Source organism: Micromonospora sp. NPDC049060, assembly GCF_040649055.1.
Lineage (GTDB): Bacteria > Actinomycetota > Actinomycetes > Mycobacteriales > Micromonosporaceae > Micromonospora > Micromonospora reichwaldensis.
In genome coordinates, this window is record NZ_JBEZEV010000018.1 from 1 (window position 1) to 25,475 (window position 25,475).

Annotated in this window: 23 protein-coding genes and 1 pseudogene; 12 read left to right on the forward strand and 12 right to left on the reverse strand. The window is 74.5% G+C overall.

Features of this window, described 5'->3' with window-relative positions:
• Positions 1-107 precede the first annotated feature (107 nt).
• Both AB0B83_RS10455 and AB0B83_RS10460 read left to right on the forward strand, forming a co-directional pair.
• On the forward strand, positions 108-1,052 hold the full coding sequence (locus tag AB0B83_RS10455; protein ID WP_357577914.1) for an SAM-dependent methyltransferase: 945 nt from the start codon (positions 108-110) through the stop codon (positions 1,050-1,052).
• On the forward strand, positions 1,049-2,218 hold the full coding sequence (locus AB0B83_RS10460) for an NADH-quinone oxidoreductase subunit D (RefSeq protein ID WP_357577915.1): 1,170 nt from the start codon (positions 1,049-1,051) through the stop codon (positions 2,216-2,218). Before AB0B83_RS10455 ends, AB0B83_RS10460 begins: the two co-directional genes overlap by 4 nt.
• 70 nt (positions 2,219-2,288) lie before the next feature.
• On the opposite strand, the gene AB0B83_RS10465 is transcribed toward AB0B83_RS10460, so the two are convergent.
• From AB0B83_RS10465 to AB0B83_RS10480, 4 genes and pseudogenes are all read right to left on the reverse strand, one after another.
• On the reverse strand, positions 2,289-3,857 hold the full coding sequence (locus AB0B83_RS10465) for a hypothetical protein (protein WP_357577916.1): 1,569 nt from the start codon (positions 3,855-3,857) through the stop codon (positions 2,289-2,291).
• 165 nt (positions 3,858-4,022) lie between these two features.
• Positions 4,023-5,239: pseudogene (locus AB0B83_RS10470) on the reverse strand (glycine betaine ABC transporter substrate-binding protein).
• A gap of 132 nt (positions 5,240-5,371) precedes the next feature.
• Positions 5,372-6,094, reverse strand: coding sequence for an ABC transporter permease subunit (locus AB0B83_RS10475; protein WP_357577917.1), 723 nt, complete (start codon positions 6,092-6,094; stop codon positions 5,372-5,374).
• Between the two features lie 55 nt (positions 6,095-6,149).
• Positions 6,150-6,833: an ABC transporter permease gene (locus AB0B83_RS10480; protein WP_357577918.1), complete on the reverse strand. Its 684-nt coding sequence runs from the start codon at positions 6,831-6,833 to the stop codon at positions 6,150-6,152.
• Positions 6,834-6,835: 2 nt separating this feature from the next.
• On the opposite strand from AB0B83_RS10480, the gene AB0B83_RS10485 reads away from it, so the two are divergent.
• Complete coding sequence (locus tag AB0B83_RS10485; protein WP_357577919.1) at positions 6,836-7,837, forward strand: ATP-binding cassette domain-containing protein; 1,002 nt, start codon at positions 6,836-6,838, stop codon at positions 7,835-7,837.
• Between the two features lie 13 nt (positions 7,838-7,850).
• Here AB0B83_RS10485 and AB0B83_RS10490 read toward each other — a convergent pair whose 3' ends face one another.
• From AB0B83_RS10490 to folP, 7 genes are all read right to left on the reverse strand, one after another.
• Positions 7,851-8,348, reverse strand: a complete 498-nt coding sequence (locus tag AB0B83_RS10490; protein WP_311413186.1) for a hypothetical protein — start codon at positions 8,346-8,348, stop codon at positions 7,851-7,853.
• A 60-nt stretch (positions 8,349-8,408) separates the two neighbouring features.
• Positions 8,409-8,723: a hypothetical protein gene (locus tag AB0B83_RS10495; protein WP_151456512.1), complete on the reverse strand. Its 315-nt coding sequence runs from the start codon at positions 8,721-8,723 to the stop codon at positions 8,409-8,411.
• Positions 8,724-8,777: 54 nt separating this feature from the next.
• Positions 8,778-10,007: an ABC transporter permease gene (locus tag AB0B83_RS10500; protein WP_357577920.1), complete on the reverse strand. Its 1,230-nt coding sequence runs from the start codon at positions 10,005-10,007 to the stop codon at positions 8,778-8,780.
• A gap of 106 nt (positions 10,008-10,113) precedes the next feature.
• Entirely contained in the window at positions 10,114-10,656 is a 543-nt protein-coding gene (locus AB0B83_RS10505) for a DUF3180 domain-containing protein (protein WP_132238636.1), read from the reverse strand.
• A 19-nt stretch (positions 10,657-10,675) separates the two neighbouring features.
• Positions 10,676-11,203 (reverse strand): 2-amino-4-hydroxy-6-hydroxymethyldihydropteridine diphosphokinase, encoded by a 528-nt coding sequence (gene folK, locus AB0B83_RS10510; protein ID WP_311413188.1) that lies wholly within the window; start codon positions 11,201-11,203, stop codon positions 10,676-10,678.
• Positions 11,200-11,565: a dihydroneopterin aldolase gene (folB, locus tag AB0B83_RS10515; protein ID WP_357577921.1), complete on the reverse strand. Its 366-nt coding sequence runs from the start codon at positions 11,563-11,565 to the stop codon at positions 11,200-11,202. Before folB ends, folK begins: the two co-directional genes overlap by 4 nt.
• Positions 11,562-12,482 (reverse strand): dihydropteroate synthase, encoded by a 921-nt coding sequence (gene folP, locus AB0B83_RS10520; RefSeq protein WP_357577922.1) that lies wholly within the window; start codon positions 12,480-12,482, stop codon positions 11,562-11,564. The genes folB and folP overlap by 4 nt, the downstream gene beginning before the upstream one ends.
• A gap of 343 nt (positions 12,483-12,825) precedes the next feature.
• Between folP and AB0B83_RS10525 the strand changes: the two genes are divergently transcribed.
• Genes AB0B83_RS10525 through AB0B83_RS10555 form a run of 7 tightly spaced genes read left to right on the forward strand, consistent with a single transcriptional unit; the run spans position 12,826 to position 21,266 of the window.
• Entirely contained in the window at positions 12,826-13,140 is a 315-nt protein-coding gene (locus AB0B83_RS10525; RefSeq protein WP_121401588.1) for a hypothetical protein, read from the forward strand.
• 13 nt (positions 13,141-13,153) lie between these two features.
• Positions 13,154-13,516, forward strand: coding sequence for a hypothetical protein (locus tag AB0B83_RS10530; RefSeq protein WP_089003089.1), 363 nt, complete (start codon positions 13,154-13,156; stop codon positions 13,514-13,516).
• A 49-nt stretch (positions 13,517-13,565) separates the two neighbouring features.
• Positions 13,566-16,970 carry an ATP-binding protein gene (locus tag AB0B83_RS10535; RefSeq protein ID WP_357577923.1) on the forward strand — a complete coding sequence of 1,135 codons (3,405 nt, stop codon included), beginning with the start codon at positions 13,566-13,568 and terminating at the stop codon, positions 16,968-16,970.
• 1 nt (position 16,971) lies between these two features.
• Positions 16,972-18,930, forward strand: coding sequence for an MFS transporter (locus tag AB0B83_RS10540; protein ID WP_357577924.1), 1,959 nt, complete (start codon positions 16,972-16,974; stop codon positions 18,928-18,930).
• Entirely contained in the window at positions 18,927-19,484 is a 558-nt protein-coding gene (locus AB0B83_RS10545; RefSeq protein ID WP_357577925.1) for a hypothetical protein, read from the forward strand. The genes AB0B83_RS10540 and AB0B83_RS10545 overlap by 4 nt, the downstream gene beginning before the upstream one ends.
• On the forward strand, positions 19,481-20,650 hold the full coding sequence (locus AB0B83_RS10550; RefSeq protein ID WP_357577926.1) for a M23 family metallopeptidase: 1,170 nt from the start codon (positions 19,481-19,483) through the stop codon (positions 20,648-20,650). The genes AB0B83_RS10545 and AB0B83_RS10550 overlap by 4 nt, the downstream gene beginning before the upstream one ends.
• A 13-nt stretch (positions 20,651-20,663) precedes the next feature.
• Positions 20,664-21,266 carry a hypothetical protein gene (locus tag AB0B83_RS10555; RefSeq protein WP_357577927.1) on the forward strand — a complete coding sequence of 201 codons (603 nt, stop codon included), beginning with the start codon at positions 20,664-20,666 and terminating at the stop codon, positions 21,264-21,266.
• A 4-nt stretch (positions 21,267-21,270) separates the two neighbouring features.
• On the opposite strand, the gene AB0B83_RS10560 is transcribed toward AB0B83_RS10555, so the two are convergent.
• Positions 21,271-21,705 carry a hypothetical protein gene (locus AB0B83_RS10560; RefSeq protein WP_357577928.1) on the reverse strand — a complete coding sequence of 145 codons (435 nt, stop codon included), beginning with the start codon at positions 21,703-21,705 and terminating at the stop codon, positions 21,271-21,273.
• Between the two features lie 315 nt (positions 21,706-22,020).
• Here AB0B83_RS10560 and AB0B83_RS10565 point away from each other — a divergent pair, with 315 nt between their 5' ends.
• Positions 22,021-24,570, forward strand: coding sequence for an FtsK/SpoIIIE domain-containing protein (locus AB0B83_RS10565; RefSeq protein ID WP_357577929.1), 2,550 nt, complete (start codon positions 22,021-22,023; stop codon positions 24,568-24,570).
• The gene (locus tag AB0B83_RS10570) at positions 24,567-25,331 is read left to right on the forward strand and encodes a hypothetical protein (RefSeq protein ID WP_357577930.1); all 765 of its coding nucleotides are present in this window, start codon (positions 24,567-24,569) and stop codon (positions 25,329-25,331) included. Before AB0B83_RS10565 ends, AB0B83_RS10570 begins: the two co-directional genes overlap by 4 nt.
• Positions 25,332-25,475: the final 144 nt, after the last annotated feature.

Below are 25,475 nucleotides of genomic sequence, written 5' to 3' on the forward strand. Positions count from 1 at the left end.
GTCGGTGCCGGGGAGTTGCCGGTGCAGTCCAGCGGGCCGTTGACGGTGTTGCCGGCCACCAGCGGGGCCACGTCCTTGCCGTCGACCACGCCGACGACGCGGCCGGGATGTGGGAGCTCTACCACCCGACTCCCCCGGCCGCCGCCCGGCCCTCGGCCTCGGCCGACCCGTCGGCCGCCGGTTCCGCGCCCTCCGCGTCGGTTCCACTCGCCTCCCGGGTACGACTCACCGCGGTCGAGAAGGCCCCCCGACCGGCCGACCTGCCCGACGGGATCGACTGGCTCGACGAGATCCCCGACGGGATCACCGGGCTGCTGGTGGCCACCGAGTGGCTGGACAACGTGCCGCTCGACGTGACGGTGCACACCGCCGAGGGCTGGCGTTACCTGCTGGTCGACCCGGCCACCGGCGCGGAGACCCTCGGTGCCCCGGTCGACCCCGCCGACGCGGACTGGCTGGCCCGGTGGTGGCCGGTGCCGGCAGCCGGAAGCGACGGGACCGATCCGACCGGGTCGGGGTTCCAGGCGGCCCGATCGGCGGAGGGACCGAGCCTGATCGCCCGGAGCGACCGTCCGGAACCCCTGACAGCAGTCAGAGCCGAGATCGGCCGGACGCGCGACGAGGCATGGGCGGACGCCGTGAGCCACGTCGACCGGGGGCTGGCGTTGGCCGTGGACTACGGGCACCTGCGGGACGGCCGGCCCGTGGACGGGACGTTGACCGGGTACCGGGGCGGGCGGCAGGTGCCCCCGGTGCCGGACGGGAGCCGCGACGTCACCGCGCACGTCGCCGTCGACTCGGTCGCCTCCGCCGGCGCCCGGGTCGCGCGGTGCGCGTACGACCTGGGGTCGCAGCGGGAGGCGCTGCGGGCGCTCGGGGCCGACGGCGGGCGCCCCCCGCTCAGCCTGGCCGCCAGCGACCCGGCCGGGTACGTGCGGGCGCTCGCCGCCGCGTCGGCGGTGGCCGAGCTGACCGACCCGGCCGGGTTGGGCGGGCACTGGTGGCTGCGGCAACCGGTCGGCGTCGACCCCGGGCCGTTCATGGCACGATGACGGTCATGACCACGGACGCCGGCGACCTCCGCGAGCTGACCGTCGGCACCGGGGCCGGCGGCGATCAGCTCGGCACCGACATGGTGCTCAACATCGGGCCGCAGCACCCCTCCACGCACGGCGTGCTCCGGCTCAGGCTGGTGCTCGACGGCGAGCGGGTGGTGGCCTGCGAGCCGATCGTCGGCTACATGCACCGGGGCGCCGAGAAGCTCTTCGAGGTCCGCGACTACCGGCAGATCATCGTGCTGGCCAACCGGCACGACTGGCTCTCGGCCTTCTCCAACGAGCTGGGCGTCGTGCTCGCCGTCGAGCGGCTGATGGGCATGGAGGTGCCTGAGCGGGCCACCTGGCTGCGGATGGCCCTCGCGGAGCTGAACCGGGTGCTCAACCACCTGATGTTCCTCGGCTCCTACCCGCTGGAGATCGGCGCGATCACGCCGATGTTCTACGCGTTCCGCGAGCGGGAGACCATCCAGGCGGTCATGGAGGAGGTCTCCGGCGGCCGGATCCACTACATGTTCAACCGGGTCGGCGGCCTCAAGGAGGAGATCCCCGCCGGCTGGACCGGCCGGGCACGGGCCGCCATCGCCGAGGTCCGCCGGCGGATGCCGGACCTGGACAACCTCATCCGGCGCAACGACATCTTCCTGGCCCGCACGGTCGGCGTCGGAGTGCTCTCCGCGGCGGACGCCGCCGCGTTCGGCGCGTCCGGGCCCGTCGCCCGGGCCTCCGGCCTCGACCTGGACCTGCGCCGCGACGAGCCCTACCTGGCCTACGACCAGCTGGACGTGCCGGTCGTGACGAAGACCGCCGGGGACTGCCACGCCCGCTTCGAGGTGCTGCTCGACCAGGTGTACGCCTCACTCGACCTCGCCGAGCAGTGCCTGGACCGGGTGGACCGGCTCACCGGGCCGGTCAACACCCGGCTGCCGAAAGTGCTCAAGGCCCCCGAGGGGCACACCTACGCCTGGACCGAGAACCCGCTCGGCATCAACGGCTACTACCTGGTCTCCCGGGGCGAGAAGACGCCGTGGCGGCTGAAGCTGCGCACCGCGTCGTACGCGAACGTGCAGGCGCTGGCCACCCTGCTCCCCGGCTGCCTGGTGCCGGACCTGATCGCCATCCTCGGCTCGATGTTCTTCGTGGTCGGCGACATCGACAAGTGACCCGGCCGCCCACGCCCGCCCGGTCCCGGCGGGCGGCGCGGCGGCTGCCGGTCGGGGCGGCCGGTCGAGGTCAGCGCCAGCGGTCGGCGTTGCGGGCTCCGCCCGGGCGGGGCTCGTCGTCCTGCGGCGGGTAGCCGTAGGGCTCCTCCTGCTGCCGCCGGCCGTACCGCTGCGGCTCGGGCTCCGCCCGACGGGTGCGGTGCGCCTCGGGCTGACCGGCGTCGTGCCGCGCCTCGGGCTGTTGTCCCCGCTGACGGGGCGCACGCCACTCGTCGGGCACCGGCACGCCGCCGGCCGGCAGGGCCGGGGCGCCGTCCGGCTCCGGCCAGCCGCCGCGCCACCCGTCGTCCGCCCGGTCCGGACCCCGGCGCGGCTCGTCCCGCCGGACCGACGCCCAGCGGTCCGCGACCCGGTACTCGGTGCCGGTGGCGTCCGCGTGCACCTCGGCACGCCGCTCCCCGACCCGCAACTCCCGGCCCCGGTCGTCGTCGCGCACGGCGGCCCACCGGTCCCCGGCGCGCAACTGCGACCAGTACTCCCCGCTCTCCGCCCCCGCCTCGTCCGGCGGGTACGCCCGGCCACGCCCGCGCGCTTCGGCCGGCGCGTCCCAGCCCGGTGCCCCCGCGACGCCCCGACCCGGTTCGTCCCGCTGCTGTCCGCGCTCGTCGTGCCGCCCCGGCCACTCCCGCTCGTCGCGCCCGCCGGACCGCTGCCGGCCGCCGGGCTCGGCGGACCACTCCCGCTCGCCGGGCTCGGCACGGTCGTCCGGCTCACCCGGCCACGGCCGCTCCTCCTCCTGCTCCGGCGACCAGCGTCCCGCGTACCCGCCGCCGTAGCGGGCCCCTCGCTCACCGGAGACGGGCGCGGCGCCGTCCACGATGGTGTGCCGGGTGGTGACGTGCACGGTCTCGGTGTGCCGCACCACCCCGAGCGAACGGGCCGAGGGCTGGCGCGTCGGCTCCGCAGGCCGGGCCGCCCCGTACACCCCGGCCGTTCCGCCGGCGGCCGGCCGGACCGGGCCGTACCCACCGGCCGCGCCCGCTGCCGGCCCGTCCGTGTCGTACCCGGCGGCCGGGCCGGGCACGGCCCGGGCGGCACGCGGAGTCGGCTGCGGCCTGCCGGCGGGCTCCTCGTCGTGCCGGTCCGCGCGTCCCCGGCGGGACGCCGCGTCGTCCTGATCCGGCACCTGCCTGCGGCCGGCGACCGCCTCGTCGACGGACGCCCGGGCCCGGCCGGCGCCGGCCGGGGCGTCGACGCCGGCCAGCGCGACGCTGCTCGCGTCCAGCCGCCGACGCAGCGCGGCGACCTCTTCCTGTGCCCGCTGGGCGTGATCGAGCGCCTGGTTGCCGCGTTGAGCGGCGGCCACGATCTCCCCGCGCAACTCGCGGCGGAGTTCCTCGATCTCGTCCAGCAGCTCGTCGGTGCGGGCCGGGCCCGCGCCGTCGGCGCGCAGCGCGATCGACAGGCCGATCAGGACGACGGCCAGGATGGCCAGCACGGCGGCGAACCGCAGCGGGCCGTTGCCGTCGGCGACGAGCAGGATCAACGCCGCCACCGGCGCCAGGGCGACACCGATCCAGAAGAGGACGGTGAGCAGTGACGGACTGCGCTTGTCGGCGGGGGCGACCGGGGCTGGCATGGGTCCGGAGCCTACCGAGAGCTGCCCCGCCCAGGAAAGGGTGAACGGGGCATCCGGCATCTTCGCCGCCGATCGCCCCGCCCGCCGTCGACCGGCCGACTGCGCCGCCCGCCCGTCGGCCCGTCGGCCGCCGGTGGCACGGGGCCACCGGCGGCCGGTCGGGCATCAGCCGACGGCCAGTGCGCCGTCCGAGGAGAACACCAGGCCCACGCTCGCGGCCCCGGTCTTCAGCGCGTTCTTGGTCTGCGGGCCGCCCTGGTCCAGCGAGCTGAACGAGCCGGCCTTGAAGTCGTAGACCTGGACGAGCCCCGCCTGGCACTTCGGCCGCTGCGGGCACTCCGGCGGCCCGGCCAGCACCGTGGCCTGGCCCGAGCACTTGGCGGCCAGCTCGGAGAGCGTGCTGACGCCGTACTTGTCGGCGAACGCCTTCGTCACGGCGAAGGCGTTCTGGTCCTGCGCGGCGGCGGGCGTGCCGAATACGAGGCCCGCCTTGTCGCCGGCCGCCTTGAGCGCCGCGACGGTCTTCTCCAGCTCCGGCGACGACACCGGCGGGGCGTCCTTGCCGTTGGCCTTGGTGTTGAGGAACTCGGCCATGGTCGCCGCGTACTCCGGGACGACCTGGATCTCGCCCTTCTCCAGGGCCGGCTCGTAGAGCTCGCGGTTGCCGACCTGCTGCACCTTGACGTCGTAGCCCGCGGCGGTCAACGCGATCTTGTAGAGCTCGGCCAGGATCTCGTTCTCGGTGAAGTTGGCCGCCGCGACCACGATCTTCCCGCCGGGCCCCTTGGCGATGCCCGCCGTGATGCCGTTGGCCGCCGCGAACTCCTCGGCCGCCTTCTGCGCCGTCTTGCGGTCCACGTCGACGGCCTTGTTCAGCTGGATCAGCTTCGGCGTGTCGAGCGCGGCCGAGACCTTGTCCAGCGCCGCGATCAACTGCGGGTTGGCCGCGTCGGCGTTGACCGCCGGAATGACGTTGTCGGTGTTCTGGAGCTTCTTGTCGTCGTCGAGGACGACGAGCTGGTCACCGGCGACCGGCGCGCAGCCGGCGCCCGAGGCCGCCTGCTCCGGGGCGTCCGTGCCGGAGGAGCCGGCGTCACCGCAGCCGGTCAGCAGCCCCGCCGCGGCGAGGGCTCCCACCGCACCGACGGCCAGGCGTGTACGAGCGCGCATCAGTGCCCGCCTTCCGTGTCCCGGCGCGACCCTGCCGGGCCGGCCGCGTGTCCGACGGGCGATCTCCGTCCGGCCGCCCGCTGTGTCCCACGGACGGCTCGCGTTGCGGCCGCCCGGTTTCCCACCCCAACATCTTCCACGCGGGACCGACAACCCGAGGCGAGGTTTGTCACCGGATCGTCACCGGAAGTCAGCCGCGCCAACCCCGTCATCGGGATGTTCCGGTCCGTGGCGTCGAGGCGTTCCGGTTCGTGGCGTCCAGGCGTTCCGGTCCCGGGCGTCGATGGCCGGGTACGGCCACGCGACCCGCCCGGCGCGGGAGGCCGGGGGTGGGCGGACGACGCTCAGCCGCCGGCCACCGCCTGCGCCGCCCGGCGACGCGCCCGACGCCGGCCCGCCCGCAGCGGGCGCGGCGTGACCAGTCGCTCGACCAGGGCCAGCACCAGTTCCAGCAGCATGGCGAGCCCGGCCACCAGCACGCCGCCGGCGATGATCTGGCCGCCGCCGGCGGCGATGTCCAGGCCGAAGCCCGCCCGGATGATCTGGCCCAGGCCGCCGCCGTTGACGAAGGACGCCAGCGCGGCGGTCGCCACCACCTGTACCGCCGCCGTGCGGAACCCGGCCGCCAGGTAGGGCACCGCCAGCGGCAGCTCGACGCGGCGCAGCACCTGCCACCCCGAGAAGCCCATCCCGCGCGCCGCGTCCCGGGCCTCCGGATCGGCCTGCCGCACCCCCGTGTACGCGTTGGCCAGCAGCGGCGGCACGGCGAAGACGGCCAGCGCGACCACCACCGACGGCCGGCCGAAACCGAGGAAGGTCAGCGGCAGGATGGTGAGCAGGGCGAGCGTGGGGATGGCGAGCGACACGTTGGACACCAGCACCACCAGGCCGCCGCCCCGGCCGGTGTGCCCGAGCCAGAGCCCGATCGGCCAGGCGACCAGGCAGCCGAGCGCCACCGCCGCCGCCGACATCGACAGGTGCTCGCCGAGCCGTTCCAGGACGCCGCCCGGGTTCGTCCAGTTCAGCGGGTCGTTGAGCCAGACCAGCGCCGCCTCGACCGGATTCACCGAGCCAACCTTTCGTTCGCGACTGCGGGACTCCGCTGCGCTACGTTCCTCGCGCTCACCGGGCCCGCTTCAGCCACGGCGTCAGCAGCCGGCCCGCACCCGCCAGGACCAGGTCGAGCACCAGGGCGAGCAGGACGCAGAGCAGCGTCCCCGTCATGATCTGCGCCTTGTAGAAGTTGTTCTGGAAGCCGGCGAAGATGAGCTGCCCCAGGCCGCCGCGCCCGATCACCACACCCACGGTCACCAGGGCCACCGTGGAGACGGTCGCCAGCCGCAGCCCGGTGAGGATGCCCGGCAGGGCCAGCGGCAACTCGACCCGGAACAGCCGGCCCCAGCGGCCGTACCCCATCCCCTCGGCCGCCTCGCGGACCTCGGGGGGCACCTGGTTGAGCCCGGCGACGGCGTTGCGGACGATCACCAGCAGCGCGTAGAGGACCACCACGCTGAGCGCCGTCGCCGCGCCGATGCCCAGGTAGGGGGCGACGAACGCGAAGAGCGCCAGCGACGGCACCGTGTAGAGCACCCCGGTGAGGGCCAGGACCGGCCCGGCGAGCGAGCGGTACCAGTAGGCGGCCACCGCCAGCGGCAGCGCGATCAGGGCGGCGATCAGCACCGCGCGAGCGGTCAGCGAGGTGTGCTCACGCACGGCGGCGAGGATCGTGTCAGAGTTGTCCCGCACGTACTGCCAGGAGAACCACGGGTTACCCGGGTCGGCCCGGTAGCTCAGGCGGAAGGACATGTGTGGACGTTACCCCGGAGGGCACCACCCCCGCCGAACCGCGCGCGGCGTCGATCACGCTCGAGGGCATCCGCAAGCGCTACCCGGACGGCACCGAGGCCGTACGCGAGCTGAGCCTGGACATCAGGGCCGGCGAGCTGGCAGTGCTGATCGGACCGTCGGGCTGCGGCAAGTCCACGGTGCTCCGGATGGTCAACCGCCTCATCGAGCCGACCGGCGGCCGGATCCTGCTCGGCGGCGAGGACGTCACCCGGGTCGACCCGGTCCGGCTGCGCCGCCGGATCGGCTACGTGATCCAGAACGTCGGGCTCTTTCCGCACCAGACGGTCAGCGCCAACGTCGCCACCGTGCCCCGGCTGCTCGGCTGGCCCCGCCAGCGCACCCGCAGCCGGGTCGACGAGCTGCTGGAACTGGTCGGGCTCGATCCGGCCACGTTCGGCCGCCGCTACCCGCACGAGCTCTCGGGCGGTCAGCGGCAGCGGGTCGGGGTCGCCCGGGCCCTCGCCGCCGACCCGGTGGTGCTGCTGATGGACGAGCCGTTCTCGGCCGTCGACCCGATCGCCCGGACCCGGTTGCAGGAGGAGTTCCTCCGGTTGCAGGCCGAGGTGCGCAAGACCATCGTGCTGGTCACCCACGACCTGGACGAGGCGGTCCGGCTGGGCGACCGGATCGCGGTGCTCTCCGAGGGCGGGCGCCTGGAGCAGTTCGACACCCCGGCCGCCGTGCTCGGCGCGCCCGCCACGCCCTTCGTGCGGCAGTTCGTGGGCGCCGACCGGGGCATCCGCCGGCTGGCGGTCACCCCGGTCACCGGCGAGGCCGTCGAACCGCTGCCGGAGACCGGGGTGGCCGAGCTGCCGACGATCCCGCTCGGCGGCTCGGCGTACGACGCGCTGGGGGTGCTGCTGACCTCGGCCGCGGACCGGGTCGTGGTGACCGACGGGGACCGGCCCGTCGGCGTGCTCAGCCGGGCGCGGCTGCTCGAACTGGGCGCGCCCGAGCGGTGAGGCAACAGCCCGGTCAGGCGCGCCCGCCGAGGCTGGCCGCGCCGATGATCCACCCGGACAGGAAGCCGTAGGTCGCGCCGGCGCCGCCCGCCTGGATCGCCGTGAGCAGCGACGGTTCCGGGCCGAGGAAGGCGGCGATCAGGGAGGCGAAGCCGCCGGCCAGGACGTACGCGGCCCAGCCGGAGAAGAACTGCGTCCCCGACCCCTGCACCCTGGCCACCTGCGAGGTGGGCAGCAGGTAGAGGAAGAGCGCCGCGAGGATGACCAGCAGGACGGCCCGCAGGTTCGCCACGAGCAGGTTGCCGGTCGCCCCGTCGCCGTTGAAGAGCCACGCCGGCCAGGAGAGCAGTTGCAGGTACCAGCCGCCGGCGGAGTTCGGGTCGGTGCCGGCGGCCCAGCCGACGTACGCCGGGCTGCCGCAGACCGCGACCAGGAGGAGCGCCGCGAGCGCGCCCGTGCCCGCCGCCGTCCCGTAGCGACCGCCGGTGCGTGACGGGTTGGTGAGCGCCATGATCGGCTCAGTTCCCGGCGGACCACGGCGGGCAAACCTGCCCGGGGCCGGCGGTCGCCGTCACTGTCGCGGGTGCTTCATCAGGTAGTCGATGAACGCGGCCCGCAGCAGTGGCGCCGACTCCTCGTAGCCGTGCCCGGTCAGCTCCCGCCACAGCGCCGCGGCCTCGTCGATCGTCGGCCCGACCGAGTTGGGCGCGCCGTCGAGGACGGCGGCCTCGTCCGCGTTCGGCAGGTGCCGCAGCACGGACCAGAAGAAGCGCACGTCGTGGCGCTCCCGGGCGACCGCGAACGCCCGCTCCCGCAGCTCCTCGGTGGACAGCGCGTCGAGTTCCTCGAACGACGGGCCGGCGGAGGACGATGGTGTGTCGGTCATGCCGCCGAGCCTAACCGGCGAGATCACTCCCGGCCCGGTGGACGCGGCGCCGGCTCACCGCTCGTCGGCGTCCCACCGGCGCGGGCCGCTCTCCCAGCCGGGATCGCTCCACGGGTCCACCGGGCTCTCGGGGGACCGCCTCGGCACGGCGGGCGGCCAGTCGCCGACCGGGTCCGCCGGGGGCGCCGTCCAGCCCGCGCCGATCCGGCCGTCCCCGGCGGGGACCGGTTCCGCCGCCGCGCCGGTCGCCGGCCGCCCGTACGCCTCGACCAGCCGGGTGGCCAGCAGCCCGACGCCGAGCGCCGCCGCGCCGACCGCCCACCGGCTCACCGTCCAGCCCCGCGCCTGCGCGTACGCGGAGAAGACCGTGACCAGGCAGACCGCCAGCAGGGTGCCGAAGACGCCGCCCCGCCGCCCGTAGGCGCTGGTGCCGGCGAGCAGCGCCAGGCCGACCGCGAGCACCGTCCAGTCCAGCCCCGGGTCCGGCGCGACCGGGGCGGTGTTCCGGCTGGCCGTCAGCATGCCGGCGAGCGCGGCCAGCACCGTGGAGCCGACGAGCGCGCCGGAGGTGACCACCGCCGCCACCGCGCCCCGGCGGCGGGCGGGATCCACGACCGGGCGGAACCGGCCGACCACCCGGCGGACGGCCCGCACCGAGCCGAACAGACCGCCGAGCACCGCGACGGCCGCGAACCCGACGAAGAGGTGCAGGGCACCGCGCTCCGGGTCGTAGTCGCCCTGCGGCAGGACCGACGCGGAGCGCTGCTGGATGTACACGACCACCCCGGCGGCGGCGGCCAGGGACGCGGCCCAGCCGGGCACGTGCAGCACCACCACGACGAGCGCCAGGGCGAGCCCGCCCAGCGCGGCGACCAGCAGGGCCGGGCCGGCGGCGGCGCTGACGCCCCGGTCGCCCTGCTCGGCGACGTGCAGCGCGGCGGCCACCGCCACGGGGCCGACGGCCAGGTTCACGGCGGCCGTACGCAGGGTCAGCCCGGCGGCCAGCGCCAGCAACCCGAGCACGACCGCGTCGAGGAGCAGGGAACTCAGCCCGTCGCCCCGCAGCGCGGCCGGTTCCTCCCGCCAGAGCAGGTACGCCAGGACGACCGACGCGGCCAGGAGCAGCAGCTCCCAGACCACGTGCACCGCGAACCGGTCGCGGCCGGGCTCACCGTGCGCCGGATCGTCGAAGACGTTCTCCAGGACGGAGGCGGGGATGCCGGACGAGGGCTCGGGGGACGGCTCACGCCCCGGTTCGTCGTACCGCATGACGCCGCCTCCCACGTGGCCGCCGTCCAGCCAGGTCCGACGCGCGGGCGGACCGGGGCGGCGTTGCTCTCCGGTCGCAGGCACCGTACCCGCGCGGGAGGCCGGGCGTAACCCCCCGGGATCAGCGTGGGCCGGGGCGGCCCTCCCGGCCGCCGGGCTCGCGGTCCTCGTCGTCCTCCTGCTCGGGAACCCGGCAGGAGCGCTCCAGCCAGAGCGCCGCCCCCGTCAGCGCCAACCCGGCGAGCAGGCCGGCGCCGGCGATCGGCCGGTCGCCCATCGCGGCGTCGGTGCGCTCCACGAAGAGCCAGCCGGTCAGCCCGGCGTAGAACCCGGTGAAGATGGCACCGGCCAGCGCGGAGGCCTTGGCGAGCACCACGAACCGGGCCACCAGCAGCGGATTGACCGGCTCGCGGCCCGGCCGGCGCTCGATGCGCCCCCGGGTGTTCACGGCGGCGTACGCCTCCAGCACGGCCAGCGCGGCGAGCGTGACCACCGGCAGCCAGGGCAGCTCCGGCAGGTAGTCGTAGTAGAGGGTGCTGATCAGCAACCAGGCCACCGCGGCGGCGCCGAGGGCGGCCACCACCAGGGTGGAGATCCGGGTGGGGCCCATCCGGGACCGCTCGGGGCCCGTCCCGCCCGGTCGCGGGGACTGCGCCTGCGTCATGCCGGCCGGCTCCACTGGGTCATGCCGTCGACTCTATCGCCAGATCCGGCCGGGGGCGCAGATCCAGCGCGTCGTCGGCCACCGGAGGAGTGTTGAGCAGGTCGGTCAGCCAGCCGTGCCCGGGCAGCCGCCCGTACGGCTGGAGGTCGATCCACGGCCGCAGCACGAAGGCCCGCAGGTGGGCCCGGGGGTGCGGCAGGGTCAGCTCCGGGTCGTCGCTGAGCACCGGCTCGTCGCCGTCGGCCCACACGGCGATGACGTCCACGTCCAGGGTGCGCGGCCCGAACCGCCGCTGCGGGTCGCGGGTGCGCCCGGCGGCGCGCTCCGCCGCCCGGGCGCGCTCCAGCCAGTCGTACGGGGTCGCGGCCGGGTCCTCGGCGAGCAGCGCGGCGTTCAGGTACGCGGGCTGGTCGGCGTCCCCCCACGGTGGAGTCTCGTAGACGCCGGAGACCAGGAGCACGCTGTCGCCGAACGTCGAGACGGCGGAGCGCAGGTGGGCGAGCCGGTCGCCGAGGTTGCTGCCCAGCGAGAGCAGGGCGCGGGTCACCGGTCCTGCCGCCGCGTCATCGTGACGGCCACGTCGGTGAAGGCGTGCGGGACGGGCGCCTCCGGCTTGTGCACGGTGACCGTGGCGGCCTCGACCCGGGGATCGGCCAGGCAGACGGCCAGCAGCCGGTCGGCGAGCGTCTCGATCAGGTTGACCGGCTCGCCGGTCACCACCGCGACCAGCCGCTCCGCCAGTTCGCCGTAGTGGACGGTGTCGCCCACCTCGTCGGAGCGGGCCGCCGGGGCCAGGTCCATCTCCAGGACGGCGTCCACCACGAAGTCCTGGCCCTGGGCGCGCTCGAAGTCGTACACCCCGTGCCGGCCGTGCGCCCGCAGGCCGGTCAGCTGGATCCGGTCGGTCATCGGTCTCCTCCGTGGTCGGCGGTGCGGTCCGCCCGGCCGGCGCCGGCGTGGGCCGCCCGGGCCCCACCGGTGGCGGCGGGCGCCAGGCGGGGCGCGCCCGTGGCCTGCCAGACGGCGAGGGCGTCCACGGTGGCCCGGACGTCGTGCACGCGTACGCCCCAGGCGCCGGCCGCCACCGCGAGCAGGCTGGTGGCGACGGTGGCCACGTCGCGGGCGTCCGTGGGGCGGAGGGTGCCGTCGGGCCCGGCCAGCAGCCGGCCCAGGTACGACTTGCGGCTGGACGCGAAGAGCAGCGGGAAGCCGAGGTCCAGCAGCTCGGACAGGCGGGTGCTCAGTTCCCAGTTGTGCGCGGCCGTCTTGGCGAAGCCGAGCCCCGGGTCGACGACGATGCGGTCGGCGCCGACCCCGGCCCGCAGCGCCTCGTCGACGCGGCGGCCCAGCTCGGCGCGTACGTCGGCGACCACGTCGGCGTAGCGGGCCAGCTCACCCATCTCCCGGGAGTGGCCCCGCCAGTGCATGAGCACCCATGGGCAGCCGGCGTCGCGGACCACCCGGGCCATGTCGGGGTCGGCGAGGCCGCCGGAGACGTCGTTGACCACGGCCGCGCCGGCGGCGAGGGCCGCCTCGGCGACCCGTGCGCGGGTGGTGTCGATGCTGACCGGCACGCCGGCGGCGGTCAGCTCACGGATCACGGGCACCACCCGGGCCGTCTCGGTCTCCGCGTCGACCCGGTCGGAGCCCGGCCGGGTGGACTCGCCGCCGACGTCCACCAGGTGGGCGCCGTCGGCCCGCAGCCGCACGCCGTGTCCGACGGCGGCGTCGAGGTCGGCGTACCGTCCGCCGTCGGAGAAGGAGTCGGGCGTGACGTTGAGGACGCCCATCACCACCGGGGCCGAGGCCCGTACCAGATCGGTCACGGCTAGACGGTACCGGTCGGCCGGAGCACCCCGGGCGGACCGGGTCGAGGGCGGTGACATGCGCATTCGAACGGGTGTACGATCGGTCGTCCCGGTCGGATCGGGCAGACTCTTCGCGGCTTGTCGCAAACAGTGGGTGCCCGTACGCTTTGGAACTGCCCGGCATCGAGATGGCGAAGCCTGGAGGGAGGGCCGAAGCGGGAGAATCCGCCCAAAGCCCACCACCCTCCGTGGTGGGTAACGAACGCAGGGTCGCCGACGCTGCGCACAGGGAGCACTGTTCCCGCCAGGCATGTCTACTGCACCACCGCGGCGCCGCCGGCCGCGACTTGGGGAGGTTCCAGTGATCGCCATCGAGCTGATGGAGACGGCGACGTCCGCCGCCGCCCACACGCTCTCCGCCCTGGCGTCGACTCCACTCGCCGAGCCTGCGCCCAAGGGCATCGACACCGAGGGTGTCGTCACGTTCTTCGCCAGCAAGATCGCTCCGATCCTGCTGGCCGTGCTGGGCGTCATCTTCATCGGGCGCGCCAGCCGGGGTGAGATCTCCAAGGTCCTCACCAGCTCGGCGATCGCGATCGTCGGGCTCGCCTTCATCGCCGGAGCCGCCACACTCTTCTTCATCGGCGACTACCTGATCGACCTGATCTTCGAATAGGCGCGGGCACGAGATGCGGCTGCGCACCGACGACGACATCTACCGGGCTCGCCTGGTCTACCTCGGGCCGCCCGGCTACACCCTTCCCGTCCACCTGCCGTACGCCCAGTACGGGCTGTTCATGCTGCTCGTTCCCCTCTACATGTTCATCCACTGGCTGTTCACGTTGCAGGTCGAGCTCTTCCCCGCCTGGGAGATCGCGCTCGCCATCGTGAGCACCTCGTTCATCTTCCGGTACGTCGATCCGGACCGGCCCGCGCGCATGGTGATCCGCACCGCGCTGACCGACTGGCGACGGACCCGGGAGCCGGCCGCGGAGCAGCGGGACCCCCGCCTGGTCGGCAGTCGGATCAGGATCCGGGAGGAACTGGCATGACCGGTCGCACCCCGACCAGGCAGTCGAACGACGCGGATGAGGCGGTCGCATGAATCGCAGTTCCACGCCGGGTTCCCCGGCAGGGCGTCCGGCCGTCCCGCACGGTAACCGTGCGCGGTCGTTCAACTACCCTGATGATCCCGAGACGGACGAGGTCACCCTCGACCCGGCCCTGGTGACGACACCCGGGCACGGTGGCGTGGGCGTCTTCCAGGCCCCCCGTCCGGCGCCACGTCGGACGCCGCCGCCGGCCGAGCCGCAACCCGCCGACAGCGCCGACATCGACTCGCCCTTCCTCGACCTGTTCGGCGGTACGCGCCCCGGCGCGACCCGGCCGACGGCGCCCCCGCAGCGGGCCGGCGGGCGGGAGCAACCCGCCATCGGCCAGCAGCCGCCCGCCGCCGCGCCGGCGGCGCTCCCGCCGGCCCCCGCCCCCCTTCCGCCGCCCCCACGCGCGGGTCACGGAGCCGACGCCCACCGGACCGGCCACCCGGCCGACGCGACCCCTCGGACCGGCCAGGCGGCCCACCGGACGGCCCCGGGGGCGACACCGGCCGCCGACCAGCCCCCGGCCGACGCTTATGAGCCACCCGCCCGACCGGCCAGGTCCCGGGTGCCGCACCAGTCCGGGGACCGGCTGCCCACGCTCCGCCCACCGGCGGAGGCGGAGGACGTGCCGGCCGTCGCGGCGGCGCCGCCGGCGCCCCGCCAGCACGCGGCGCCGCTCGACCCGCCCGCGCCGGACCCGGCGTCCGAGCCGACGTCCCACCGCACCGGGGAGCGCCCGCCGGAGCGGGCCGGCCGCGAGGTGGCGCCGCCGCGCCAGCGCTCCGCCGGCCGGCGCGGCCAGCCCGTCAAGCCCACCAAGCCCACCCGGGTCAAGCCGCCGAAGATCAAGTTCGGGGACCGGGACCCGGCGGTCGAGCTGGCCATCACCGAGATCGCGGGCCACCTGACCTTCACCCCCAACACCGTCACCGCCTGGTACTGGCTGCCCGAGGTGCGCTGGGCGTTCCGGCCGGACGCCGAACGGGAGGCGCTGCTCTCGGCGATCTCCGAGCAGTACGCCGGGCTCGCCGGCTTCCGCCTGCACCTGCGGCGCACCACGCGCCCCTTCCCGGCCGACGAGTGGGCCCGCACCATCGACGCGCACACCGCCGCGCCGCTGCCCGACGTGCCCGGCACCGCCGGCTGGGGCGACCACCTCGTGGCCGCGCAACGGCACCTGCTCTCGGTCAACCACGCCGAGGGGCAGACCTACCTCGGCGTCACCTTCGCCCGGCGCGCCCTCGGCGACTCGCTCACCGAGCGGCTGCTGCGCACCTTCGGCCGGGGCGTCGCCGAGGGCGAGCGCCGCAAGCTCGGCCGCACCGTCGAGCAGTTCGACGAGGTGCTGGGCGCGTTCGGCATGCGCGGCCGGCGGGTCACGGCACAGGAACTGGAATGGCTGCTCTACCGCTCGGTGGCGCTCTGCATGGCGCCGCCCGGTCAGCTCTCCCCGCTCACCGACGGGCAGTGGGAACGTGGCGACCTGCTCGCCCTCACCGAGCAGGTCGAGCGCTACCGCACCCCGTACGGCTCGACCGTCAAGCTGGTCAACCGGATGACCGGCGAGGAACGACACGTCGCCGTGCTCGCGGTCGGCCGGATGGAGCCCCTGGAGATCCCCGAGCGGCACGAGCCCTGGCTGCACTTCCACGAGCGGCTGCCATGGCCGATGGAGCTCTCCACCCGCGTCGACATCCTCGGCTCCGGCGACTCCTTCCGTAACCTGGAGCACCGGCTCCGGATGATCCGCTCCCAGCAGCTCGACTACGCGGAGCACGGCATCGACGCCCCGCCCGAGCTGGAGCGGCTGGCCAAGCGCGCCCTGGTCATCGGCGACGAGATGACCACCGGGCTGCCGGTCGACTCCGCCCGCGCGCACGGCTGGCACCGGATCGCCGTCGGCGGCCGCAACCGCGAGGAGTGCCTGGAGCGGGCCCGCCGGCTGATCCAGCTCTACTCCCGCGAGCTGCGGATCTCGCTGCAACACCCAAAGAACCAGGACTGGCTGGCCCGCGAGTTCATCCCCGGCGAGCCGATCGCCAACACCGGCTACGTCCGGCGGATGCCTGTCAACCTGCTCGCCGCCGCGCTCCCCCAGGCCGCCTCCACCGTCGGCGACCGGCGCGGCGACCTCATCGGGCGCACCGCCGGCACCTGCCGCCGGCCCGTCTTCCTCGACCTGCACTTCCCGATGGAAGTACGCGAACGCTCCGGGCTCGCCGTCTTCGTCGCCGAACCGGGCGGCGGCAAGTCCACCCTGCTCGGCGCGCTCGGCTACCTCGCGGCCCGACGCGGCGTCCAGGTGACGCTGCTCGACCCGTCCGGCCCGCTCGCCCGGCTCTGCGCCATGCCGGAGCTGCGGCCGTACGCGCGGGTGCTGAACCTGACCGGCTCCGAGCACGGCACCCTGGCCCCGTACTCGCTCATCCCGACGCCGCTGCGCAGCGAGTTCGGCACCGGGGCCTCAGGCGACCGGGAGTTCGAGATCGCGGTCTCCAACGCCCGCGCCGAGCGGCGGATGCTGGTGCAGGACATCTGCATGATGCTGGTGCCCCCACAGGTCGCCCGGGAGGCGTCCACCGCCACCCTCTTCCGGCACGCCGTACGCCAGGTGCCGGCGGAGGAGACCTCCACCCTGGACGACGTGGTCGCCTGCCTCAGCCAGCTCGACGACGACGCCGGCAAGGAACTGGCCAACCTGCTGCTCGACACCGCCGAGATGCCGCTGGCCATGCTCTTCTTCGGCCGGCCGCCGGAGGGGCTGCTCGGCGCGGACGCCGCCCTCACCGTGATCACCATGGCCGGGCTGCGACTGCCCGACCTGAAGATCGAGCGGGAGTACTGGTCCGCCGAGGAGGCGCTGGCCCTGCCGATGCTGCACACCGCACACCGGCTCGCCGTACGCCGCTGCTACGGCGGCTCGATGTCGTCGCGGAAGCTCGTCGGCCTGGACGAGGCGCACTTCATGGAGGGATGGCGCTCCGGACGGTCGTTCCTGGTCCGGCTCGCGCGCGACTCCCGCAAGTGGAACCTCGCCGCGCTGGTCGCCTCGCAGAACCCGCGGGACATCCTCGGCCTCGACGTGCAGAACCTGGTCTCGACAGTCTTCGTCGGCCGGATCGCCGAGGACGCGGAGATCGCCTCCGAAGCGCTCCGCCTGCTGCGGGTGCCGGTCAACGACGGCTACGAGGCCACCCTGGCCTCCCTCTCCACCGCCGACGCCACCAGTTCGAGCCGGCTCGGCTTCCGGGAATTCGTCATGCGGGACGTCGACGGCCGGGTGCAGAAGGTCCGGGTCGACGTCTCGTACGTCGACGGGCTGCTGGACCACCTCGACACCACCCCCGCCGCGATCGCCGCGGCGGCCGGAGTGCTGCCGGCCATCCTGCCGAACATGGAGGCGTGACATGGCGCGGGCCCGGGCACGTTTGGCGGCGTTCCTGCTCGCGCTCGGCGTACTCGCCGGGGCCACGATCGGCTGGCCGGCCGTCGGCGCCATGGCGGCCGCCCCCGCACCGCTGACCGCCCAGGCGAAGGCCGAGCTCTGCACCACGCCGGAGTGGCAGGCCGACTTCCGCGCCTGCGTCGCCAAACTGAAGGACGTGTCAGCAGCCCGGGCAGAGTGTCTTGAGCCACCAACGCCTGGCGCTCCCGATGCAGGTCTGGCCGGCTGGTTTGCCAGCTCGCCGCCCGAAGCAACTGCCGGCGTCACCGGCAGATACAGCCTCTATGGATACGCCGGGTACAGCTACACGACGTACGACATCGGTTGCGCCTCCACAGTCCTCCACCCGGATTACAAGTTCACGACCACTGTCGCAAACGGCGAATTCATGATTGCCACTGCGGTGATCGGCGCTTCCAACGCCCTGCGCGAACGCGCCTGGGATCCGCGCTCGATGTGGGGCTGGGCCGATCCGCTGGTGGACCAGGCGACCAAGGCCGTCTACCAGAAGGTGTTCAGTGTCTTCGGCATCGTCACCCTGTGCGTGGTCGGCCTGTACCTGCTCTGGCGCTCCCGCCAGTCGGACATGAGCAACGCGATGACCACGGCGGGCTGGGCCCTGCTGGTGATGGTGGCGGTGACCGCCCTGGCCGCCTGGCCAGTCAAGTCGGCCAACATCGCCGACGGCACCCTCGTCACCACCCTGGGCGTGGTCCACGACGCCGTGGGACCACAGATGAAGGAGCCTGGTCCCGGCCGGTGCATCGATCCCAACCCGGAACGGTGCAAGGACAACCGTAAGCCCGCCGTCCGAGCCAGCGACACCGCTACCGAGTCCATGCTGTACCGGAATTGGCTACGGGGGGTCCTTGGGTCAGCGGACAGCGAGACCGCTAAGAAATACGGTCAGGCCCTGTACGACGCCCGGTCGTTGACCTGGGGCGAGGCGCAGTCGATCCGCGCCAATCCGGCGACACGTCAAGCCACCATCGAGGCGAAGCAGCAGCAGTGGATGAAGGTTGCTGAGCAGATCAAGGAGGAAGACCCGGAGGCGTACGAGTACCTCCAGGGCGTCCGGGACATGGACCGGGTGGGCGCCGGATTCATCGCCGTACTGGCCGCGGTTCTCTTCGCGATGTTCGACCTGACCGCCTCGCTGCTCGTGCTGCTGGGCTTCCTGATCTTCCGCTGGGCGGTGATCGCCGCGCCGATCCTGGGCACGGTAGGCCTGATGCGCCCGGCCAGCGCCGGGTTGCGACGGTTGGCGAATGCGGTGGTCGCCGCCGTCTTCAACATCGCCATCTTCGGCACCGGCGCCGCCATCTATCTCTTCGCGGTCGACCTCATCATGAGCACACCGACCCTGCCTGGCTGGCTCCAAGTGGTGCTGGTCTGGCTCTGCGGGGTGGTCGGCTGGCTGCTGCTGCGTCCCTACCGACGGATCACCCAGCTCGGTGGCAAGGACAGCAGCGAGGCGGTCAGCTCGGCCGGCTCGTGGCACCGGCGATTCTTCCGGGACATGCGCACCGCCGCCCGGCTCGACGTCGCTGAACCCGGCGGCACGGCCGAGCCGGCGCTGGGCCGGCGTCGGGCCGTCGTGGCGGAGCGATCCACCCTCCGGCCCGAGGCCCGGCGGGAGGATCCGGCGCATGCCGCCACCCGCGGCGGGCCTACCGGCAACCCCGGTGGGAAGGAGCGGCAGCGGCCCGACGGCCGCGAGTCGGCCGCCGAGAAAGGGACGCCCTCCGAGGAGAGGGAGCCCTCCCGCCCGGCCGCCCCTCGACCCCGGCGGCGGCAGCCGGCCACCTGGACGGAGCCGGACGTGCCGGACGAGAACCCCGCGTTCGTCATCTACCGTCCCGGGTCTAAGGAACGCGAGCCTGACCGGCCCACTCCCCGGATCCGCTCAGAGGCGCGGTGAGCGCGGTGCGGCGGGCGATCGAATTCCTGGTGACCCGGGTCCTCCGGTCCCGGTTCGGCGTCGCGATCGGCATCGCCGTACTCGTGTTCGGGATCATCGGTGCGGCGCGGCTGGTCTCCGGGCCCGGTGACCCCACCTCCGGGCTCAGCAACCGCCCCAGCCAACCGATCACCACGGTCGACCCGACCGCCGGCGACGACGGGGCCTTCTCCACGGGCGCTCCCCCCTCCCCCGTCACCCGCCCCGGCAAACTGACGCCGGAGCAGACCGCCGAACGCTTCGTCGCCGCCTGGCTCGGCAAGCCGGGCAACACGGCGGAGCAGTGGCAGGAGGGCCTACGTCCCCTCTCCACCCCGGTGCTGACCGACAAGTTGGCCGGCGCCGACCCGTCCGGGGTGCCGACCGGTCAGGTCGACGGCGACGTCACTCTCCGGCCCCGGGCCGAGAACTTCGTCGAGGTGCTGGTTCCGCTCGACACGGGTCAGCTCCGCCTCGAACTGGTGGCGCCCGACGGGCGGTGGCTGGTTGATGCCGTGGACTGGGAGCAGAAATGAGCGACGGGACGCGACCGCGCGGTCGACAGCTCCGACTCGGCGCACTGGCCGCCGCGTTGACGGCAACGCTCGCCCTGCTCTGCTGCACCGGCGGTGCGGGGGCCTTCTTCCTCACGGAACTGGGCGGCGAGGCGGGCAGCGGTATGACGTTCGCCAGTCAGGACTGTAAGGAGGAATCCCAGGTAAACGTAGTGGGCGACATGCCTCGGATATCCCAGTACGGCGAGCGTCAGCTCCGCAATGCCGCGAGGATCATCAAGGTGGGGCAGGAGATGAAGGTGCCGCCCCGCGGGTGGGTAATCGCTGTGGCGACCGCCATGCAGGAATCCAGACTTCTCAACCTGGCTAACCGGACCGTCGCCGAGTCCGGGAATCTGCCGAACGAAGGAATTGGCGCCGACCACGACTCGGTCGGTCTCTTTCAGCAGCGAGCCGGCTGGGGCACCGTGGCACAGCGGATGACGCCTGAATACGCCTCCCGGAAGTTCTACGAGAAGCTGGTCAAGGTGCAGGGCTGGGAGACGATGCCGCTCACCCGGGCCGCGCAGGCCGTGCAGATCAGCGCCTTTCCGGACGCGTACGCCAAACACGAGGACGTGGCCAGCCAGATCGTCAACGCGCTGGCCGGCGGAGCTGCCCGGATCGCGCTGATCGACGGTAGGAAGGCCTGCGACCGCGCCGCCGGAGGACAGATCGCTGCCTCCGGCTGGACGGCTCCCATCCCCGGCGGCGTCGGCTCGGGCTTCCGCACCGCGAGCCGGCCCCGACACAACGGGGTCGACATCGCCGCGCCGAAGGGCACCGATATCCGGGTAGCGGCCACCGGACGCGTCCTGATCTCCCGGTGCGACCCGGACAAGAGCGGCCGGCGCACCTGTAACGTCGACGGCTGGCCGAACAAGGGCGGCTGTGGCTGGTTCGTCGACGTCCTGCATGCCGGTGGATTCATCACCCGCTACTGCCACATGGTCAGCAAGCCCCGAGTCAAGGTCGGCCAACTCGTCGAGGCCGGTACGGTCATCGGCGAGGTGGGCAGCAGCGGCAACTCCTCCGGCCCGCACCTGCACTTCGAGGTGCACGAGGATGAGGACCGGAGCAGCCGCGGCGCCATCGATCCGGTGCCTTTCATGCGCTCACGTGGCGCGCCGCTCAAGGGCGCGGGATGAGACGCTCGCCGTCATGAGCGACCCGCTTCCCGACCCGTTCGCCGACCATCCGGACTGGGCGCCCCGACCGCCCCGCCCGATCGAGATCGTGCCGGCCACCGGGCGCGTCGAGCTCCGCGGGCAGCGCGTGCTGGTCGGCCTGCCCGGACTCGGCTGGCGCGGTGACCTCCGCGCCGACGACCGGGTGGTGCAGGGCAGCCGGACCTACGTGCCGGTCATCCCCGAACACGAGTGGTACCGGGCGGAGTCCGACCAGGTGGAGGTCTTCGCGCCGCTGGTCCCGGTCGAGCGGGTGTGGGTGGAGACGGTGGGAGCCCGGCGACCGGACGCGTCGGCGGGTCGCGAGACGGGCGTCCGCCTGGTCTCGCTGGACGCCCCGCCGCACCGCGCCCCGACCCCGGTCTTCGAGTCGCACGCCGTCACGGGTCGCCGGGTGGTGCACGTGGTGGATTCCGTCGAACACCGGGACCTGCGAGCCGTCACCGAGACCTACTCCGGCGCGGAAGGCGACATCTGCGTCCGGGTTGCGCCGGAGGTGGAGTGGTACCGCTGGGCCTGGCGGGGCCAGTCACCCACCACACTGGAGGTTCCTGTGCACCTGCTTTGGATTGAGTGAGGACTCACCTCTCCGGCGCTCCGGCGCAGACCCGCCACCCGTCTCTGTCCTGCGCCTCGAAGCGCCAAGGGTCGGTCAGGCTCTGTTGCACCCCGTCTACGGTGGCGCTACGACGAATGACGGCCGTTACCGTGGCCGCTGATGAGCCGTTCATGGCCACTACAATGTTCTCGATATTGATCGAGAAGCTTGTACCGAGTTCCCGTTCGCGTCGCTCGACCTGGGTCCGCAGATCCTCGATCGGCTGTAGTGGGCCGGTGCAGGTGAAGAGTCGCGCTCGGTTCTGGTCACGCGAAACAAGCGCGGCCTGCAAGTAACTGACGACAGCAACGTCCGGCGACCCGCGATCGGGGGCGGCGGCCCTGTTGTAGAGCACGAATCCGGCGGCCACTCCGCCGAGGCAGAGTGCCGCGACGACGCTCGCGACCACGGTGACCACGGTGCGCAGCCGCCGCCGTGGCCGCTCCGGCACCGGGGCCGGCGAGGGCGGTGCCAAGTGGTCGGAGGGGGGCCGTTGCGCCGGTACGCGGGAGACCTGGGAACCGGCGGGGGGCTGCACTGATTCCACCCTCTGAGGCTAGCGGCTGGACGCGGTAGACCCAATGCCCCAGATCCAGCGGATCGTGACGCACCACTCCCCATCGGTGAGATCCACGACATCCCCGGCGCAGTGCCGCCGCGCATCCCGGACGAGTCGGCCCGACTGGGTTACGGTCTCTGCGCGGGGAGGGGTTGTCGACCTCGGGCGGAGGGGGTGGACGCGGTGGCCGGTCCGAAGGCACGCACCAACCGCGCCGCCGCACTGCACCGGCGGGCTGCCGCCACTGCCACCGCCGCCGCGAGCGTCCTTGACGACACCCGGCCCGTTCCCGCCGACCAGCGCCGCCAGTACGAACTCGCCGACCGCCTCCGTTCGGCGGCGGCGGTGCTGGCTCCCGGCTGGGCGGGCGCTCCCCTGGAGATGGTGGCACCGGCCACACCAGCCGGTGAGGGGCCGCCTCCCTTCGTCCGGATCGGTACGGCGGCGCCGCTGGACGACGCCCGGTTCCCCGCGTTGGTGCCGTTGCTCGGCACGGGTCACCTCTCGGTGGACGTGGACGCCCGGGATCCCCGGGTGGCGGGGCTGCTGCGGGGCGTACTGCTGCGGCTGTTGGCGGCGACCCCGGCCGGGGCGCTGCTGGTCCGCGCGGTGGACGCCACCGGCTCGGCCCTCGCGCCGTTCGCGCCGCTCGCGGACGCGGGCCTGCTACCGCCCCCGGCGGTGGACGTGGCCGGGCTGCGGGCCGTGCTCACCGAGGCGGAGCAGTGGGTGGCGCCGGGGGCGAGCGGGCGACGCCGGCACGACCGGACGCTGCTGCTGGTGATCGCCGCGCTGCCCGAGTCGACCGGCCCCACCGACCTGGCCCGGATCGAGGCCCTGGCCGAGCCGGGCCGGTCCGCAGGGCTGCACCTCCTGGTGGCGGGCTGGCCCCCGGCGGGCGACCGGGAGCCGCTGCCGCGGGCGACGACGTTGGCGGTCCGGACCGCGTACGCGCTGCTGGGTGATCCGCCGGGCGGTTCGTTCGCCGGCCCGGGCGCCGAGCCGCCGGGCGGGCTGAACTCGCCTGTCTTCATCGAGGCGGATCCGCCGGCCGAACTCGTCGACGCGGTCTGCCACCGGCTGGCCGCGCAGGTGGAGGCGGGTTCCCGGCTGGCGCTGACCGACCTGCTGCCGGCGGCCGACGAGGAGCTGTGGACGGCGAGCGGGGTGGGCGGGCTGACCACGACCGTCGGGGACGCCGGTGGCCGTCCCGTGTCGCTCGGCTTCACGGAGCTGACGCCGCACTGGCTGATCAGCGGCCGCTCGGGGACGGGTCGCTCCACGTTCCTCACCACCGCGCTGCTCGGCCTGACCGCCAGGTACGGCCCCGACGAGCTGGCTCTCTACCTGGCGGATCTCGCCGACGCCGAGTCCTTCGTGGAGTTCCTCCAGACCGAGCGGGACCGGTCGTGGATCCCGCAGGTGCGGGCCGCCGCGATGGCCGCCGACCGGGAGTACGTGCTGAGCCTGCTGGACGAGCTCGTGGCGGAGGTGCGCCGGCGCGAGGAGGCGGGCGCCCGGGCCGGCGGGCAGCGCTTCGCCGAGCTGCGACAGCACCGGGCCATGCCCCGGATCGTGTGTGTGCTCGACAATCTCCCGTTGCTCTTCGCCGAGCGGGACCGGCTGGCCGCCGACGCCGCCGCCCGGCTGGACGCGCTGGCCCGCACCGGGCGCGCGTACGGGGTGCACCTGGTGCTGGCCGGCGAGGGCGACCTGGGGTTGGGCTCGCGTACGGACCGGGATTCGGTGCTGGGGCAGTTCCCGGTGCGGGTGGCGCTGCCCGGTGGGGGCGCCGTGCTGGAGCCGACGAACGACTCTGCCGCCGGGCTGCCGGTGGGCAGCGCGGTGGTGAACACCGCCGGCGGGCTCGGCGGGCCCCGGGGCGCGATCCGGGGGCACGAGCGGATGGTCCGGTTCCCGGATCCGCAGGACCACCCCGACACGGTGGAGGCGCTGCGGCAGCGGCTCTGGTCGGCCCGCCCGGAGGGGGCCACCCCGCCGGTGGTCTTCGCCGGCTACGCCCGCCCGCTGCTGCGCAACGATCCCCGGCACCGGGCCGCGCTCGCCGGGCAGGCGCCCGGTCCCGCCGCCCTGCTGGGCCGGGCGGTGGACGTGCCCCGGAGCACCGTCGCGGTGTCGCTCGGGCCGGCCCCGGGGCGGAACCTGGCCGTGCTCGGTCCCGGCCCGGAGGCGGCCCGGCTGCTGGTCACCGCGGCGCGCAGCGTGGCGGTGCACCACGCGCCGGGGGCCGCCCGCTTCGTGCTCGCCGCGCCGGACGAGGAGTGCCGGCCGGTGGCCGAGGCGTTGGCGACCGAGCTGGCCGGGCGGCATCCGGTGGACATGGTGGACCTGGCCGGCCTGCTCGCCGCCGTGGACGACGCCGTGCCGGCCTACCTGGTGGTCTTCGGGCTGGACGTGCCGACCCCGGAGCAGCTGCCCCCGGAGCGGCTGCGCGCGCTGCTGCGGGAGGGGCCGCCCGCCGGCCGGCACCTGCTGGGCCGCTGGCGGACGGTGCCGTCGTTCGCGGCGCTGCTCGAACCCGAGGGCGAGGTGGACAAGCTCGCCGCCGTGGCCGTGGTGGACCTGCCGGGTGCGCAGCTGACGTCGGTCTTCGGGCGGCAGGTGCAGTGGCGGCCCCGCCCCGGCCGGGCGGTGCTCTGGGACGGTCCCGGCGAGCAGGGCACCGTGCTGGTCCCGTTCGGCGAGGAGGGGGAGCCCGGATGACCCGAGGCGGGGCAGGGACCACGACGGGGCACGCCGCGCCGGGGCGGCAGCGTTCCGGCGCCGACCCGACGTCGGAACGCGCCGACACTGCCGGGCAGGCGGAGAACGTCGGGGGCGTCGACCCGGTGCGGGCCGCGTGGACCGAGTACCTCGCCGCCGCCCGCCAGCTCGACGGGGTACGCCGCGACGCGGCCACCGCCGCCGGCGAGCAGGCCCGGTCGGTGCAGGCCGCCCGCGAGGAGCTGACCGCCGTACGCACCCGGCTGGCGTCGCAGGAGGCCCGGCTGCACGAGCGGGGCGTACCCCCGATCTCGCTGGTCCCGACGCCGCCGGAGCTGACCGAGGCGACCCGGGCGATGGCGGGCGGGCCGGCGGCGGTGCTGGCCGCTCTGCGCACCGCCCGGGGCCGGGCGGACGCCGCGGACGCGACGCTCGCCGCGCGTGGGCTGCCCCGCCTGGCCGCCTGGCCGCCGCACCTGCGGAACCTGCTGGTGTACGGGCCGCTGGCGCTGCTGGTGCCGGCGATCCAGCTGGTGTTGTTCGTGGCGACCGGCACCGGGGCGGCGAGCGTGGCCGCGCTGGTCTGCGGGCTGCCGATGCCGGCGGTTGCGTTCGTGGCGGGCTGGATCGGCGTCGGGCGGCTCTTTCCGCCGCCGGCGGGCGGCCGGGTGGAGCGCACGGCCCGGCTCGGCGCCCTGGTGTGCCTGGTCCCGGCGGTGCTGGTCAGCGCGGGCCTGTTGCTCGCGATGCTGGCCGGCTGAGCGGTGCCCCACCTCCCGGGCCCACACCTCCCAGGCCCCGTGTCACCGACCGCGCCTCCCAGGTACCCGCCTGCCAGACCCACGTCGGCGGGCTGACGCGCGACGGCCGGCCGACCCGGGCGTGGGTTTCGGCCGGCCGGTCTG

Bases quoted from the DNA above. Each gene is read 5' to 3' on its own strand.
- AB0B83_RS10455 (WP_357577914.1), top strand. From the start codon at position 108: ATGTGGGAGCTCTACCACCCGACTCCCCCGGCCGCCGCCCGGCCCTCG.
- AB0B83_RS10460 (WP_357577915.1), top strand. From the start codon at position 1,049: ATGACGGTCATGACCACGGACGCCGGCGACCTCCGCGAGCTGACCGTC.
- AB0B83_RS10465 (WP_357577916.1), bottom strand. From the start codon at position 3,857: ATGCCAGCCCCGGTCGCCCCCGCCGACAAGCGCAGTCCGTCACTGCTC.
- AB0B83_RS10480 (WP_357577918.1), bottom strand. From the start codon at position 6,833: ATGTCCTTCCGCCTGAGCTACCGGGCCGACCCGGGTAACCCGTGGTTC.
- AB0B83_RS10490 (WP_311413186.1), bottom strand. From the start codon at position 8,348: ATGGCGCTCACCAACCCGTCACGCACCGGCGGTCGCTACGGGACGGCG.
- AB0B83_RS10495 (WP_151456512.1), bottom strand. From the start codon at position 8,723: ATGACCGACACACCATCGTCCTCCGCCGGCCCGTCGTTCGAGGAACTC.
- AB0B83_RS10505 (WP_132238636.1), bottom strand. From the start codon at position 10,656: ATGACGCAGGCGCAGTCCCCGCGACCGGGCGGGACGGGCCCCGAGCGG.
- folB (WP_357577921.1), bottom strand. From the start codon at position 11,565: ATGACCGACCGGATCCAGCTGACCGGCCTGCGGGCGCACGGCCGGCAC.
- AB0B83_RS10530 (WP_089003089.1), top strand. From the start codon at position 13,154: ATGCGGCTGCGCACCGACGACGACATCTACCGGGCTCGCCTGGTCTAC.
- AB0B83_RS10535 (WP_357577923.1), top strand. From the start codon at position 13,566: ATGAATCGCAGTTCCACGCCGGGTTCCCCGGCAGGGCGTCCGGCCGTC.
- AB0B83_RS10540 (WP_357577924.1), top strand. From the start codon at position 16,972: ATGGCGCGGGCCCGGGCACGTTTGGCGGCGTTCCTGCTCGCGCTCGGC.
- AB0B83_RS10550 (WP_357577926.1), top strand. From the start codon at position 19,481: ATGAGCGACGGGACGCGACCGCGCGGTCGACAGCTCCGACTCGGCGCA.
- AB0B83_RS10555 (WP_357577927.1), top strand. From the start codon at position 20,664: ATGAGCGACCCGCTTCCCGACCCGTTCGCCGACCATCCGGACTGGGCG.
- AB0B83_RS10570 (WP_357577930.1), top strand. From the start codon at position 24,567: ATGACCCGAGGCGGGGCAGGGACCACGACGGGGCACGCCGCGCCGGGG.